This is a genomic window from Anoxybacillus sp. P3H1B (genome assembly GCF_001560855.1).
Lineage (GTDB): Bacteria > Bacillota > Bacilli > Bacillales > Anoxybacillaceae > Anoxybacteroides > Anoxybacteroides rupiense.
In genome coordinates this window covers 368,613-384,823 of the sequence record NZ_LPUG01000009.1, presented here as the reverse complement: position 1 = coordinate 384,823, position 16,211 = coordinate 368,613, and the positions used below count along the sequence as shown (strand labels likewise).

At 39.1% G+C, this 16,211-nt stretch carries 12 protein-coding genes and 1 CRISPR repeat array; of the genes, 8 read left to right on the top strand and 4 right to left on the bottom strand.

Features of this window, described 5'->3' with window-relative positions; genetic code table 11:
• The first annotated feature begins 5 nt into the window (after positions 1-5).
• From AT864_RS02240 to cas2, 4 genes are read left to right on the top strand one after another with little or no spacing between them, the layout of a single operon-like run.
• A complete protein-coding gene (locus AT864_RS02240; RefSeq protein ID WP_066146019.1) occupies positions 6-2,186 on the top strand; it encodes a CRISPR-associated helicase/endonuclease Cas3 in 2,181 nt (726 codons plus the stop codon).
• A gap of 15 nt (positions 2,187-2,201) precedes the next feature.
• The gene (gene cas4 / locus AT864_RS02235; protein WP_066146016.1) at positions 2,202-2,699 is read left to right on the top strand and encodes a CRISPR-associated protein Cas4; all 498 of its coding nucleotides are present in this window, start codon (positions 2,202-2,204) and stop codon (positions 2,697-2,699) included.
• On the top strand, positions 2,700-3,683 hold the full coding sequence (gene cas1b / locus AT864_RS02230; protein WP_066146013.1) for a type I-B CRISPR-associated endonuclease Cas1b: 984 nt from the start codon (positions 2,700-2,702) through the stop codon (positions 3,681-3,683).
• A gap of 1 nt (position 3,684) precedes the next feature.
• Positions 3,685-3,948, top strand: coding sequence for a CRISPR-associated endonuclease Cas2 (cas2, locus tag AT864_RS02225; protein ID WP_066146010.1), 264 nt, complete (start codon positions 3,685-3,687; stop codon positions 3,946-3,948).
• Positions 3,949-4,148: 200 nt separating this feature from the next.
• Positions 4,149-8,735: a CRISPR direct-repeat array (repeat unit 29 nt; unit sequence GTTTTATCTGAACTTAGTGGGATATAAAG).
• Between the two features lie 298 nt (positions 8,736-9,033).
• Here cas2 and sigK read toward each other — a convergent pair.
• Positions 9,034-9,744, bottom strand: coding sequence for an RNA polymerase sporulation sigma factor SigK (sigK, locus tag AT864_RS02220; RefSeq protein WP_066146007.1), 711 nt, complete (start codon positions 9,742-9,744; stop codon positions 9,034-9,036).
• 191 nt (positions 9,745-9,935) lie between these two features.
• Between sigK and gltP the strand changes: the two genes are divergently transcribed.
• Both gltP and AT864_RS02210 read left to right on the top strand, forming a co-directional pair.
• Positions 9,936-11,204: a glutamate/aspartate:proton symporter GltP gene (gene gltP / locus AT864_RS02215; protein ID WP_044744602.1), complete on the top strand. Its 1,269-nt coding sequence runs from the start codon at positions 9,936-9,938 to the stop codon at positions 11,202-11,204.
• Positions 11,205-11,353: 149 nt separating this feature from the next.
• Complete coding sequence (locus tag AT864_RS02210; protein ID WP_044744601.1) at positions 11,354-11,950, top strand: DedA family protein; 597 nt, start codon at positions 11,354-11,356, stop codon at positions 11,948-11,950.
• Between the two features lie 7 nt (positions 11,951-11,957).
• On the opposite strand, the gene AT864_RS18475 is transcribed toward AT864_RS02210, so the two are convergent.
• Positions 11,958-12,080, bottom strand: a complete 123-nt coding sequence (locus AT864_RS18475) for a hypothetical protein (RefSeq protein ID WP_255357487.1) — start codon at positions 12,078-12,080, stop codon at positions 11,958-11,960.
• A 321-nt stretch (positions 12,081-12,401) separates the two neighbouring features.
• On the opposite strand from AT864_RS18475, the gene AT864_RS02200 reads away from it, so the two are divergent.
• Positions 12,402-13,181 carry an undecaprenyl-diphosphate phosphatase gene (locus AT864_RS02200; protein ID WP_044744600.1) on the top strand — a complete coding sequence of 260 codons (780 nt, stop codon included), beginning with the start codon at positions 12,402-12,404 and terminating at the stop codon, positions 13,179-13,181.
• 112 nt (positions 13,182-13,293) lie between these two features.
• Positions 13,294-14,319, top strand: coding sequence for a sporulation integral membrane protein YtvI (gene ytvI, locus AT864_RS02195; protein ID WP_066146553.1), 1,026 nt, complete (start codon positions 13,294-13,296; stop codon positions 14,317-14,319).
• Between the two features lie 71 nt (positions 14,320-14,390).
• Here the strand turns inward: ytvI and motB are convergent, their stop codons facing one another.
• On the bottom strand, positions 14,391-15,140 hold the full coding sequence (motB, locus tag AT864_RS02190) for a flagellar motor protein MotB (protein ID WP_066146002.1): 750 nt from the start codon (positions 15,138-15,140) through the stop codon (positions 14,391-14,393).
• Complete coding sequence (motA, locus tag AT864_RS02185) at positions 15,133-15,924, bottom strand: flagellar motor stator protein MotA (protein WP_066145999.1); 792 nt, start codon at positions 15,922-15,924, stop codon at positions 15,133-15,135. The genes motB and motA overlap by 8 nt, the downstream gene beginning before the upstream one ends.
• Positions 15,925-16,211: the final 287 nt, after the last annotated feature.

The following is a 16,211-nucleotide window of genomic DNA, read 5'->3' as shown; positions in this document are numbered from 1 at the left end:
AGCCCGTGATTTTCTATGCTAAATCTGAGACAAAAGAGACGATTCGTAAGCATACGGATCGTCTTCTTGATAATTTGCATTTGTTGAAGAACAGCTATGGGCATAAGCTCATTCGCATGAATGAACGAATGTGGCGACTGCTGGAGCTAGGTGTTCAATATCATGATGTAGGCAAGGCAAACACTCCGTTTATAAATCAAATGCGCCGACTGATTGATAAAGTTGTCATTGAAACCGATTTTGAAACAAACGTACCTCACAACTATTTGTCAGTGGGGCTCATCCCATTACGGCAATTGGGGCTGACAACAGAAGAAGAACGATTGCTCATTCATATGGTCGGGTATCACCATGAGCGCGATCAGCTCCCGGATAAAGAAATGATTCGCGATGTATTAGAAAACGATATAAAACAAAAGCTTCCGCAAATCGCTGAGCATATGGGCTTGCCGCTTGCTGAAAAATTTTCCTACCGTTTCGTCGATCGGTTATTAAATCGATACACTCCTCATGACGGCGAAGAATTTTGGAAATACGTGATGTTAAAAGGGCTGTTGCACCGTTTAGATCATGCGTCATCCGCAGGCATTAAAGTTGAGAAAGATGTAGAAAAGTCGATTGGGGTATATGTCAATCGCTACATGGAACAAAAGGGATTCCGCAAAAACGATTTACAGCAATTTACCGAGAAGAATGGCGATAAAAATGTGATAGTTGTCGCGCAAACTGGAATGGGCAAAACGGAATCCGCGCTTTTATGGATTGGCGACGATAAAGCGTTTTTCACGTTGCCGCTTCGAGTTAGCATTAATGCGATTTATGACCGAATCAAACAGAAAATGGGCTACGATGCGGTTGGACTCCTTCATTCGACGAGCATGCATTACTTATCGGAAAAAGGAGAAGAAAATTGGGAAGCGATTAAACAGCACTCTGAGCAATTCGCAATGAAATTGTTGCTAACGACAATTGATCAAATTTTAAAATTCCCGTTTTATTACAAAGGATTTGAAAAAGAATTGGCGACGATGGCCAACGCCAAAGTCGTCATTGATGAAATTCAAGCATACGATCCAAAAATCGCGGCGATGTTGATTAAAGCTTTGGAAATGATTCATCAAATCGGCGGCAAATTTATGATGATGACGGCCACTTTGCCAACATTGTATATGGATGAGTTGGAGAGAAGAAACGTGATTCGTGATAACGACATCGCGGTCGGACAATTTTTCGATTTAAGCATCAATCGCCACTGCATTTACCTTCATAAGAAAGAAATAAAAGAGGCCGTCGCTGACATGCTCGATTTAGGGAAAACGTCGCAAGTGCTTGTCATTGTAAATACCGTTCGAAAAGCCATAGAATTGTATGACTGTTTGTTGGACAATGACCACAACGTTCCCGTTTATTTGCTTCATTCGCAATTCACCCAAGAAGATCGACAACTTTTAGAACAAACGATTAAAAACTTTAATGAAAAAGGAGAAAAAGGAATTTGGATTACCACGCAGCTTGTCGAGGCGAGCATTGATATCGATTTTGATTATTTGTTTACGGAAATGTCGACGTTGGACAGCTTGTTTCAGCGTTTGGGGCGTTGTTATCGAAGACGTCAGTTAGATCACGAACAATGCAATGTGCACATTTTTACCGAAAATCTTTCCGGCATTCCGAAAGTGTACCATGAGCATCTTGTTAACGAAAGCATTCGCTTGCTGAAGCCATTCAATGGGCAAATGCTTGATGAAAAGTCGAAAATGGAGATGGTTCAACAGTTATACGATCGAAAGCGGTTAGCAGGAACCGCGTTTTTACAAGAATTCGAAGATGCCTTGGCGATGTTCGACAATCTTGATCCATATGGATTAAATCGGCGCGAAGCCCAACAAAAGCTTAGAGACATTGAAACGATTCAAGTCATTTCTCGTCCTATTTATGACAAAATGTTTGATCTATTTGAGCAATATCAAAAAGAAAAAGAGTGGAACAAACGTTTTACATTAAGAATGGAAATCGAGAAAAAAAGTGTGAGTGTTCGGCGATATGTGGCAAAAAAATATATATCTGAACGTCTGCCGAAGCCGTTCGATCATCTATATATCATAGAAGTGGAATACGAATTTGACCGCCAACACTTAAGAGGAAAGGGAATTTTGTTGGATAAGCACTTGTCTAACATTCATTAAGAAAGGGGGATAGCAATGGTCAGCGGTGTGCAAATACAATATTACAAAGTGTGCAAGCGAAAATTATGGCTATTTTCGAAAGGAATTGCAATGGAAAATGAGCATGAGCGAGTAATGGAAGGAAAAATTTTACACGAACGAGCGTATCCGCGTTTGGAAGAACGCGAAATTTTAGTGGACGGCACATTTAAGCTTGATGTGTTGGACGGCGAGTACATTCGTGAAATTAAAATTTCTAGCAAAATGTCGGAGGCTGACCGCTTTCAAATGCTGTATTACTTATATGAACTGAAAAAGCGCGGGATTGAGAAAAAAGGACTGATCAGCTATACAAAAGAACGAAAAATGGAAGAAGTTGTGTTGACGCCAAAAGACGAACAAGCCATTGAAAAAGCGCTCAAGGAAATTTATGCGATTGTGCACCAGCCGTCGCCACCGCCGCTCAAGAAACTCCCTTATTGTACAAAGTGCGCCTATTATGAATTTTGTTTTGCTATAGAAGGTGATGATTAAATGTTGCGCGATCACTATATTTTTTCGAATGGAAGATTAAAAAGAAAAGATAACACACTATATTTTTTTGATGAAGCGGACAATCGCAAAAGCCTCGCGGTACATCAGACAGATAATTTGTACGTGTTTGGGGAAGTTGATTTCAATTCCTCGCTTTTCAATTTGCTGAACCAGCATGATGTGCATTTGCACGTGTTTAATTATTATGGCTTTTATGCCGGAACGTTTTGTCCGCGAAATAAAAAAGCATCAGGTTTTACTGTCGTCCAGCAAAGCGCTCACTATCTTGATGATGAAAAACGTTTACATCTTGCCAAAAGTTTTCTGCACAGTGCCATTCATCATATGTTGCGAAACATCCGCAGACATAAGGAGAAAACGGAGGAATATATAAGGAATATTGAACACGAAGCAACGAAGATGGTGTCCGCTGCTTCGATTCAGGAAGTGCTGGGCATTGAGGGACGAATTCGCCAACACTACTATCAATCGTTCAACGCGATTTTAAAACAAGATTTTATTTTTGAGAAGCGGACGAAACAGCCGCCGCAAGATCCGCTTAACGCGCTGATTTCGTTTGGCAATTCGCTTTGCTATACAGCGATTTTATCAGAAATTTATAAAACACAATTAGACCCGACGATCAGCTTTTTGCATGAACCGTCTACGAAACGTTTTTCATTATGTCTAGATTTAGCTGAGATTTTTAAGCCGCTTATTGTTGATGCGGTGATTGTTTCATCGATTAACAACCGTGTCATTGCGCAAAAGCATTTCGACTTTCTTGAAGGAATGGTTTTGCTGAATGACGAAGGAAAGAAAAAATTTATTAAAGAATGGGATGCTAAACTGTCGACAACGGTGCAGCATCGCAAGCTGAAGCGAAAGGTAAGTTACCGCTATTTGATCCGACTTGAATGCTATAAACTGATTAAACATTTTATTGGGGACGAGCCATATAAACCGTTAAAAGCGTGGTGGTAAAATGTTTGTGATTATTACGTATGATGTGGGGGAGAAACGGGTAAACAAAGTATGCAAAAAACTTAGGGAATACTTAACATGGACGCAAAATTCCGTGTTTGAAGGCGAAATTTCTAAAAGCTTACTTTTGAAATGTTTAAACGAAATCGATCAAATAATTGATGAAGATGAGGATTCGATTTATATTTACGAAGTGGCTAATCCGAGAAATGTGAAGAAGAAAGTATTCGGACAGGAAAAAAACTTTGAAGAGCTCTTTTTATAGTGCGCTTTTGCCAACTTGCCGTAAACCGCTGTTTTTGAAAAGTGTGTGGGAAGGCTTGATAAATCAATAAAAAGCCGCTATTTTTGATGTGAACGCCCAACATAACTACCACCTTACTGCAAAAAACAGATATCGTATGTGTATCAACCCTAGCGATAAATGTTGATACATCAATGGATTGCTTCTTCTATAAAACAGGGGTTTTATCTGAACTTAGTGGGATATAAAGAATGTTTGACTCCGCTTTAGTTCGTGGGGCTATCGCTGTTTTATCTGAACTTAGTGGGATATAAAGTTCGTCAATGGTTTCACATACATGTATTTCATCATTGTTTTATCTGAACTTAGTGGGATATAAAGATTAGAAACATTTATCAGCTAGTGGTAACACATTAGCGTTTTATCTGAACTTAGTGGGATATAAAGATGGACTAACCCTCAAGCTAACGTAGTCGGTGCTCAAAGTTTTATCTGAACTTAGTGGGATATAAAGAAGTACCTTCATTTCTTACACGTTTGAAACCTATCTGTTTTATCTGAACTTAGTGGGATATAAAGTGGAAAGACAAATAAAAAAGACTTGTCAATATGACAGTTTTATCTGAACTTAGTGGGATATAAAGAGAAATGAATATAGCGAATGTGTTAGACTGTTAGGGTTTTATCTGAACTTAGTGGGATATAAAGTAGAGAGGTTATGAGCAATACGATTAGATTGAATTACGTTTTATCTGAACTTAGTGGGATATAAAGGATAATTTCATCTTGCATCATTTATTCCTCCCTAAGTTTTATCTGAACTTAGTGGGATATAAAGTCTAGTATATTTGCTTCGTCAGGTGGTACAGTATATGTTTTATCTGAACTTAGTGGGATATAAAGCGAACCTATCAAGCGAGTGACTTTGCGGATTATTTCGGTTTTATCTGAACTTAGTGGGATATAAAGGTTAGTTTAGCGGAATTTAAAAAGAGATTCCCGATTTGTTTTATCTGAACTTAGTGGGATATAAAGGGATTACATGGTCATGCATATTTGGTGCCGCGTTGGAGTTTTATCTGAACTTAGTGGGATATAAAGAAGCTTTCAAACGATGGGTCACACACGAGGTTCTTCCGTTTTATCTGAACTTAGTGGGATATAAAGGTTCTATTTTGACGGTATTGGAGATGAGAAAAAATGGTTTTATCTGAACTTAGTGGGATATAAAGGAGATAGCCTCCTTATAGCAGATCAAGAGGGCGTGTTTTATCTGAACTTAGTGGGATATAAAGTCCTCATATAAAGGAAACACGTAGCAACCATCACTAGTTTTATCTGAACTTAGTGGGATATAAAGCCGCAAGAGACGGCTGATTAAGACCGCGCTTGATCGTTTTATCTGAACTTAGTGGGATATAAAGCTTGGAGCTTGAATTTCTAGCAACTCTGTAATTTGGTTTTATCTGAACTTAGTGGGATATAAAGAAGCTAAAAGTAAGTTGGAACGCAAAAGGTGGTATCTGTTTTATCTGAACTTAGTGGGATATAAAGTCAACGACATCTTAACGATGCTTGGAAAAGAACCGGTTTTATCTGAACTTAGTGGGATATAAAGGTTTTTTAAAGATGGCCAGCAACAACCCGGAACGAAGTTTTATCTGAACTTAGTGGGATATAAAGAGAGCATGGAAGAACGGGCAGCACAGGAGTTTGACCGTTTTATCTGAACTTAGTGGGATATAAAGAGCTTTGCGCAGCTTGGCCAAGCATTGGCAGAACTAGTTTTATCTGAACTTAGTGGGATATAAAGGAGGATAACATTAAAACGAAGGGGCCGACTTACAGTTTTATCTGAACTTAGTGGGATATAAAGTTGAATTTTATTATCAAAAAAGATGGAAACACATAGTTTTATCTGAACTTAGTGGGATATAAAGACATTGGAAAATATGACATCAATACAGGAAAGCATTGTTTTATCTGAACTTAGTGGGATATAAAGGGACAAGGTTTTGATGGGGTGGAAAAACTGGTTCCGTTTTATCTGAACTTAGTGGGATATAAAGATGAAAAACGACAGAAAACACTGGGTAGTGATGTTGTTTTATCTGAACTTAGTGGGATATAAAGTCGTTCTATGTGTACAACGGATCAATACGATTACTGTTTTATCTGAACTTAGTGGGATATAAAGAATGAAAAACGACAGAAAACACTGGGTAGTGATGTTCGTTTTATCTGAACTTAGTGGGATATAAAGTTGGGAAAGTAGGTGTTATCCGTGGCAGTGAAACCGGTTTTATCTGAACTTAGTGGGATATAAAGAGGATACAGCCCCGATCATATATACGAGACTGGCATGTTTTATCTGAACTTAGTGGGATATAAAGAAATGGGCTTTTTTATTTTGCTCGAAAGGGGTTTAACGTTTTATCTGAACTTAGTGGGATATAAAGTTTAAATAACATCGTGGCAGAACATATAGATTCTCGTTTTATCTGAACTTAGTGGGATATAAAGTTGTGGTTTGTTTATAAGCAAAAAGAAGATTATTAAGTTTTATCTGAACTTAGTGGGATATAAAGTTTTATTCCTTATTATAGGTCATCCAAATCGTTGGAGTTTTATCTGAACTTAGTGGGATATAAAGTTGTACAGAAATCGCTCAAAACATGAGTGCTTCTTGTTTTATCTGAACTTAGTGGGATATAAAGCTGGAATCTTGAAGTTTTTCTTCTCCTCGATGTAGATACGTTTTATCTGAACTTAGTGGGATATAAAGAGTAGATTTTCTACTAGGCTATTTTGATAGAGTGGGTTTTATCTGAACTTAGTGGGATATAAAGCAAGTACTACAACGCATCAAGTACTGAGCCTTCTCGTTTTATCTGAACTTAGTGGGATATAAAGTGTATATGAACCTACTTCTTGCGGTGAAAGTAACGCTAGTTTTATCTGAACTTAGTGGGATATAAAGGTGTATGACGTTCCATCTTCATCTGTACCGCCGATAGTTTTATCTGAACTTAGTGGGATATAAAGCTGTTGAAGATGCTAGCAAAACACCTGCAGCAGAGGGTTTTATCTGAACTTAGTGGGATATAAAGAGAATATTATGAGGACTTGGTTGAATTCATCGGTGACGTTTTATCTGAACTTAGTGGGATATAAAGAGGGGGAATGACTACCCATCGACCCTCTTCCGGAACAGTTTTATCTGAACTTAGTGGGATATAAAGCCGCTTGATACTGAATTGGTCGGAGACGGCGAAGCACCGTTTTATCTGAACTTAGTGGGATATAAAGAAACAACGATGAAGAGCAAGGGGACTTTGAGAAAGGTTTTATCTGAACTTAGTGGGATATAAAGCCACAAAACGAACCAAGCAACGCACAAGGGTTGCAAGTTTTATCTGAACTTAGTGGGATATAAAGAAGTTAGGCATTTTGAAATTAGAAATCGAGTTCTTGTTTTATCTGAACTTAGTGGGATATAAAGTCGTCAAACGACTGTCGACAATATTGCTTCACATAGTTTTATCTGAACTTAGTGGGATATAAAGACAATTTGGAGTGCACGCTTACTTCAAAACTTGCAAAGTTTTATCTGAACTTAGTGGGATATAAAGAAACACGAACATCCTTCGAGACATCGACATGAAAAGAGTTTTATCTGAACTTAGTGGGATATAAAGATTTAGTTGTAGTACGTTCTCCTAAAGAGATTTTTAGTTTTATCTGAACTTAGTGGGATATAAAGCGACATGCAGGACATTCAACGTCAAAATGTCTTTCGTTTTATCTGAACTTAGTGGGATATAAAGTCGTCAAGATTATGCATATTTTGCTTAACACGCACTGTTTTATCTGAACTTAGTGGGATATAAAGAAAGATGTCAAGGGAATTGTTAAAATTAAGGGCATCGTTTTATCTGAACTTAGTGGGATATAAAGATTTTTCTTACATTGATGAGAACTTCAACTATATCGTTTTATCTGAACTTAGTGGGATATAAAGATTTTTCTTACATTGATGAGAACTTCAACTATATCGTTTTATCTGAACTTAGTGGGATATAAAGAGGCAGAAAACGAATCACGTTCAAAAATGGCTCGCGTTTTATCTGAACTTAGTGGGATATAAAGCCGTAGCCGCTTCGGATCAGGAGTTATTTCATTCGCCGCGTTTTATCTGAACTTAGTGGGATATAAAGTTTGAACACGCAGCATCAGCAGCATATACTTGAATCGGTTTTATCTGAACTTAGTGGGATATAAAGTCGGAACTTGTTGCAGCAGCAACAGATGTCGCGCCAAGTTTTATCTGAACTTAGTGGGATATAAAGATGGCAATGTGCCTTCTTCATATATGAGACTTAGTTGTTTTATCTGAACTTAGTGGGATATAAAGCCTCCCCCGCCCTTTTCATATTTATTAACATGAATGTTTTATCTGAACTTAGTGGGATATAAAGTTTTCTGATGAAGCAATGAATGCTACAAAGTCTGACTGTTTTATCTGAACTTAGTGGGATATAAAGTTAAAATAATGCGGGTTCTGCGCCAATTTCGTTTTACGGTTTTATCTGAACTTAGTGGGATATAAAGGCAGGTTGACACTCTGATCGAACTTCAGTCTTATTCGTTTTATCTGAACTTAGTGGGATATAAAGATAAGATAGCGAAAGAGTTAGGGCTCAAAATTGAGGGTTTTATCTGAACTTAGTAGATATTTTACACTTGACCACTTTGTGTCAATATTTTCACAACTTTATCGTTTTATCTGAACTTAGTGGATATTTTACTATTAATTCCCAAAAAATAAGAGGAGCATTTTTAGAAGAAGGGATGACTTAAGATTTTCACCTTTCCTTCCTAAGACGATATTACTGTTTTTGACAAATCTTTTTGTTTAGGTTTTCATTTTAAATGATTTGTATGATTTGGAATTTTAAAAAAATACTTTAATTTTCTCATCAGCATGATCATATTCTTTTTTTGTTTTTGTAAAAAAACCTATAGATAGACAGTTCTAAGAACATCACACACCAATGATCTTTTATTGTCTATCTATAGGGAAGATGAACATACTAAAATATTTCTCTATCTCCGCTTCTCTTTTTCATTTCGATAAAATTCGTGGAACATTTTCATTAATGCTCGCTTTTCGATGCGGGAGACGTAGCTTCTGGAAATGCCGAGCTCCTTGGCGATTTCGCGCTGGGTTTTTTCCTTTTGCAAATCCAGTCCAAAACGGCTGATAATCACTTCTTTTTCCCGTTCATCCAGCACATCAATGTATTTTTTGACTTGCTCGATTTCCATGTTTAAATGAATCTCGTCGGCGACATCCTCCCCTTCAGATTTCAGCACATCGATAAGGCTGATTTCATTTCCATCGCGATCCTGTCCGATGGGTTCATGAAGAGATACATCCTTTTTTGTTTTTTTCAAAGAACGAAGGTGCATAAGAATCTCATTTTCAATACATCTTGCTGCGTAGGTTGCCAGCTTGGTTCCTTTTCCTTGGGAGTAGCTTTCAATGGCTTTGATTAAGCCGATGGTGCCGATCGAGATTAAATCCTCTGCGTCCTCTCCTGTATTCTCAAATTTTTTGACAATGTGAGCGACAAGCCGCAAATTATGCTCAATAAGCAGGTTTCGCGCTTCTTTATCGCCTTCTGCCATTCTCTGTAAATATTTTTCCTCTTCTTGAGCGCTTAGTGGTTGGGGAAATGCGTTGTTTTTAATATATGAGACTAGAAACATTAACTCTTTGATAAGGAATGCCAATGCGGAAAAAATGCCAGACATGTCTTCACCCCACCCTTTTCGTTTTAGGCATGTGCCTATTTTATATGTATGAACAGGGAAGATTGTCTGTGTTTGGACATTTCAAAAAAAGAAAGGTAATAATTTACATTATTATACGAATATTCTTGACATACTAAAACGAACATATTAGAATAACTTTTGTTGCTTTATGTCTGAAAGGGGGATCGTACATGAAAAAAATCGGATTAGCATGGCAAATTTTAATCGGCTTAATCCTTGGAATTGTTGTCGGAGCGATTTTTTATGGAAATCCAGCAGTAGCCACGTATTTGCAACCGATAGGAGATATATTCCTCCGTTTAATTAAAATGATTGTGATTCCAATTGTTGTTGCAAGTCTCATAGTGGGGGTTGCTAATGTCGGTGATATAAAAAAGCTTGGAAGATTGGGCGGAAAAACAATTATTTATTTTGAAATTATTACAACAATAGCAATCGTTGTGGGCTTATTAGTCGCTAACGTGTTCCATCCAGGGACCGGCATTAATATGAAATCGCTTGAAAAGACTGATATTCAATCGTATGTTGATACGACGAATGAAGTGCAGCACCATTCCATGATTGAAACCGTTGTGAACATTGTCCCTAAAAACATCTTTGAATCACTCTCAACAGGAAACATGCTCCCGATTATCTTCTTTTCTGTTATGTTTGGTTTGGGTGTTGCTGCGATCGGGGAAAAAGGAAAAGTGGTATTGCAGTTTTTCCAAGGTGTCTCCGAAGCGATGTTTTATGTCACAAACCAAATTATGAAATTTGCTCCATTCGGTGTATTTGCTTTGATTGGTGTAACGGTTTCGAAGTTTGGGGTACAATCGCTTATTCCGCTAAGTAAGCTAGTTATCACAGTGTATGGAACGATGCTTTTCTTTGTGATCGTCGTTCTTGGAGCAGTTGCTCGATTAGTTGGAGTGCGGATTTGGCACTTCATTAAAATTTTAAAAGATGAGTTAATCCTTGCTTACAGTACATCCAGTTCAGAAACAGTACTGCCGAAAGTGATGGAGAAGATGGAAAAATTCGGCTGTCCGAAAGCGATTACATCTTTTGTCATTCCGACAGGCTATTCGTTTAACCTTGATGGATCTACGCTATATCAAGCATTAGCCGCTATTTTTATCGCACAGCTATATGGTATTGATCTGTCGATTTCGCAGCAAATTTCACTACTGCTCGTGCTTATGATCACATCAAAGGGAATTGCAGGAGTGCCTGGCGTGTCGTTTGTTGTTTTGCTGGCGACTTTAGGAACGGTGAACATTCCGATTGAAGGACTGGCCTTTATCGCTGGAATCGACCGAATTTTAGATATGGCACGCACAGTGGTAAACGTAATCGGAAACTCACTGGCTGCTGTTGTTATGTCTAAATGGGAAGGACAGTACAATGAACAGAAAGCAGTAAAATATATAGAGGAAATCACGCAGAAAAGTGCGTAATGATATCGCGGCTATCTCATTTATGGGATAGCCGTTTTTTATCGGTCCCGTTATTTTTATTTTTTTCTGTCCAAACGTATAGTATAATCTTGATTTGAGTGAATATGGTTTTAATGAGGAGCTTGGCTCGTGAAGTAGGAGGAAGAACGATGCACGAATTGATCCAAAACATTCTAATGTTTTTAATCGATTTAGGCTACATAGGAATCGCGCTGGCATTGATGATTGAAATCATCCCAAGCGAAATTGTTTTGGCATACGCCGGGTACTTAGTATCGCGTGGAGAAGTATCGTTCACTGGAGCGGTTATTGCAGGAACGATCGGTGGGACCATCGCACAGCTGTTCCTTTATTGGATGGGGCTTTATGGAGGGCGCCCGTTTTTGGATAAATACGGAAAATATTTGTTGATTAAGAAAAAACATCTTGATTTATCTGAAGAATGGTTTAAAAAATACGGTTCAGGGGTTATTTTCACAGCTCGGTTTATTCCGGTTGTCCGCCATGCTATTTCCATTCCGGCAGGGATTGCGAAAATGCCATGGACGAGGTTTACTTTGTATACGACGTGTGCCATTATCCCGTGGTCTATTTTCTTTATTTTTCTTGGGGAACGTCTCGGAAGTAAATGGCAGGAAATCGATGAGTTCGCTCAGCCGTATTTACGGCCAATTATCATTATCGCTATTGTAATCACTGTTTTATATGTAGCCTTTCATCTTTATCGTCGTCGGAAAAACAGATAAAGATGTGCTAAATGCTTACGCTCGCTTTTCTTTGATTTTGTTTGCGAAGCAGCAGGCTTCTTTTTGCCGATTGAAGCAGAGCGATATCAACAAACATCCGCATTTGCCATCTTTGAAGCATTTTGCTCATGTCCCTTTTCCATGTTTGATAAAAGGGAATCGTTTGAATGGATGTATTGTTGCTATGAATATTAATGGGGAAGCAATGACTCCATTAAAACAAAAAATCTCTAGTATGGCTTTTCACGGGAAGGTTGTCCCAACCACAAACGGCTTCACTAATTTATCAATGCATCGGAAGCGCCGCTGTATCGCGCGAGCGCGCGAAAAAGATAAGCGATTTGTGCGTCCAGCGGCTTTCAAAGATGCCTTTCACTTCAATAAAGAATCTGTTCCAAGCTGAACGGAACCGAATGTGATTCTGTTATGAAAAGCGGAAAAGGGGGATAACATGAGCAAGCTAGAGGCGTTTATTCTAGGGATTATCCAAGGATTAACGGAGTTCTTGCCCATTAGCAGTACGGGTCATTTATATTTAGGAAGACATCTGTTTGGATTGGATGAAGCGGGGCTGTTTCTTGATACGATGCTGCACATTGGAACGTTGTTTGCTGTTTTTGCTATCTATAAGAAAGAATTGCTTTATATGATTCGCAGGCCGTTTAGCAAGCTGACTTTTCTGTTGATTGTCGGCACGATCCCGGCCGTAGTCATCGGACTGCTGCTTCAAGATTATTTTGAAGAGATCTCAAAAACAGGTGTAACCATCGGTTGGGAATTTCTCATTACAGGCGTATTTTTATGGTTTGCGGATGGCATCAAAAACGGCTATAAACGAATGGAAAATCTCTCATATACGGATGCGTTTGTCATTGGAATGTTTCAAGCCGCTGCTATTTTTCCAGCGATTTCTCGTTCCGGTCTTACGATTGTTGGAGGGTTAATGCGGAAATTAGATCGGGAAACCGCAGCTTATTTCTCCTTCCTCTTATCGATTCCAGCAATTGCGGGAGCGATCGTCTTACAATTCGTGGATGTATTCGCAGGCAAAGCGGAAAACATTTCTGCTGGCGCATTGTTTATGGGCACACTCTCTTCTGCTATATTTGGCTATATTGCTGTGAGGTGGATGATTCAATATTTACAGAGACACTCGCTAAAAGCATTTGCCGTATATGTATCGATTCTCGGTTTACTTGTTCTCTCTCTTCAGATGACAGGAGTTTTTTAAAGCGGTCCGTAGCTTGTGGCCGTTTTTTTATTGATTATACAGAATGAATCGGCTATATTTAACATAGCGTTGACTCGAAAAGAAACAGAGATGGGATGAATAAGGGACGATGATAAAAAAATGGCTTGTAGTGATTGTGATTATTGCAGTTGGTTGTTTTTTAATTCCTTATAGCTTGCCGCTTATTTTAGCATTTATTACCGCGCTGTTGCTGGAGCCGGCCATTCAGAAGTTAATCAAAGGCGTTCGGTTAAAACGAATTCATGCGGTAACGATTGTGTTTTCCCTGTTTGTGCTAGTGATCGGTTTTCTTTCTTATTTTATTGTGGCCATTTTGGTTCAGCAAACGATGATGTTTTCACAAAAACTGCCATTTCTTTTGTCAGAGATGACCAATGTGGTGAATCAGCTTATTCGACAATGGCAATCTTACTCAAGCTCTATTCCGAAGGAGATTATCGTTTCACTTGAAAATAGCGTAGAAACTGTTAAGAATTTATTGTTGTCGTTTGCAACCAATTTCACTCAGTCGATGATTCGCTATATTACGATGATTCCGGAATTTATTATTCACTTTCTTGTCTATCTCGTAGCTCTTTTTCTCATTAGCCTAGACTGGCCGCAGTTAAAGAAAGGGCTTGAAAACCATTTATCCGACCGCACAAAGCAGCGTCTAACCATTATCGTCACGCAACTCAGCCGCGCAGGCATCGGCTTTATTAAAGCACAATTTTTGTTAAGCCTTATTACCTTTCTGTTAGCCTTAGGAGGCTTGCTCATATTAAGAGTCGATTACCCGATTCTTTTTTCGCTTTTAATCGTGATTGTTGATATTTTGCCGATTTTAGGAACAGGGTCGGTGCTTGTACCATGGGGGATTTTCAACATTATGAACGGCCATAGCGGGACAGGAATTGGATTAATTGTTTTGTTTGTGCTGATTACTGTTATTCGCCGAACAATCGAACCAAAAATTTTCTCTTCTAACTTGGGAATCAGCTCCCTGGCTGCGTTAATAAGCGTATATTTAGGCTTCCGCTTACTGGGGGTGGCGGGGCTGTTCATTGGCCCAGCGCTTGTCATTATTATCGAAGCCATGATTAAAGCAGGAGTGATTAAATTTACATTTAAAATTTAAAAAGGCTGACATCTTGTCAGCCTTTTTCATATATTTCCTGAACTCTGGGAAAGAATTCAGGAATGGGAAGTCTAGTTGGCTGTTGTGTTTGGCGCAATTAAAATCTCGACGCGTCGGTTTTTCATGCGCCCCTCTGGAGTACCATTAGATGCCACCGGTTTAAACTCGCCATAGCCTTTGGCGCTGAATAAGCGGGGATCGAGCTGTTTGTTTTCTAATAGCAGCTTCATAAAGTTGACAGCCCTCATGACGCTTAGCTCCCAGTTGGATGAAAAGTTGGCGTTGCGGATCGGCACATTGTCTGTATGGCCGCTAACGATAATGTTGCGCGGCGGATTCATGACAAGCAGCCGAGAAATTTCTGAAGCGATTTGTCGGTCTTGCGGCCTTACTTCAGCGCTTCCAGAGTCAAATAAAACATCGTTTAAAATGGTGACCAACAATCCTTCTTCCGTTAGCGTTGTTTTTAGTTCACCTTGCAAATGCTGCTGTTCGATATATTGATTAATTTTTGCTTGAATTTGCTGCAGCTCTTTCTGTTCATTTTTCGCTTGTTGATTTTTCGTTAGTTTTTCCTTATCTGGCAGCGATGTTTGGGGATTGTCCTGCTCTACAGGGCTTGGGAAATCCAAGACTCCTGCTCCGCCCGATAAAGCGCTGCTGAAGGAGCGGGCGATCTCTTGGAATTTTTTTTGATCGATCTGGCTGCTTGCGAATAAAACGATAAAAAGCGCAAGCAGTAATGTCAAAAGATCGGCATAAGGAATCAGCCATGATTCATTAATATGGTCATCATGCTGCGACTTCTTTTTTTTACTCATCTTTTGCCTCTCCCTGCTCCATTAATTTTTTTCGTTCTTTTTCTGGGAGGTAGGACGCTAATTTTTGTTCGATTGAGCGAGGCGCCTGTCCTTCTAAAATGGACAACACTCCTTCAATCATGACTTGTCTGACTTTTACCTCTTCCTTCGATTTTTGTTTTAGCTTGTTAGCGAATGGATGCCATAATACATATCCGGTAAAAATCCCTAATAGTGTCGCAACGAATGCGGCACTGATAGCGTGTCCGAGCTCGGTTACATTGTCCATATTTCCCAAAGCTGCGATCAATCCGACCACTGCCCCCAATACTCCAAGCGTCGGAGCATATGTACCTGCTTGGGTAAAAATAGCGGCATTCGCTTGATGACGTTCCTCCATAGCCGCAATTTCTTCAGACATGACATCGCGAATAAAGTCTTGCGTTTGCCCGTCAATCGCAAGGCTGAGTCCGTTACGTAAAAACGGATCATCGATTTCGGCGACTTTTGCTTCGAGTGCCAGTAATCCTTCACGGCGTGCGATATTCGCCCATTCAACAAACAAAGGGATCAACTCTTCAATAGTTGGAATCTTTTGTTCCTTAAAAATGACGCCAAACAGCTTAGGAAGCCGTTTAATGTCACGCATAGGGAAAGCAATTGTCACAGCAGCTGCCGTCCCGACAATGATAATGAGAAAAGCAGCTGGATTCAGCAAAACGCTTGGGCTGACTCCTTTAAAATACATTCCGAACCCTACCGCAATAATACCAAGAATAATGCCGATAATTGTCGTTTTATCCAAAATAACCCCTCCATTACTTGCTCAAAATGCTATGATGATTGCTTCGTCTTTGCTCGACACATATGATGTATTCAAATTTATCATATAATTAATGCAATAGCTTGAAAAGAGAATTTAGTATGAAACTTAAAAAATATGTAAGATCATGTTGAAAAATGATGATAAAAGCAGTCGGTTTTTTTACAAAAGATGTAAATGACAGAAAGTATCCGAATGCTTCTGTGAAGCGGTTCGCTGGTTGACATGGGAACGGCAAAAGTTTAAATAGCGGGAAAGGGAGAACCTGT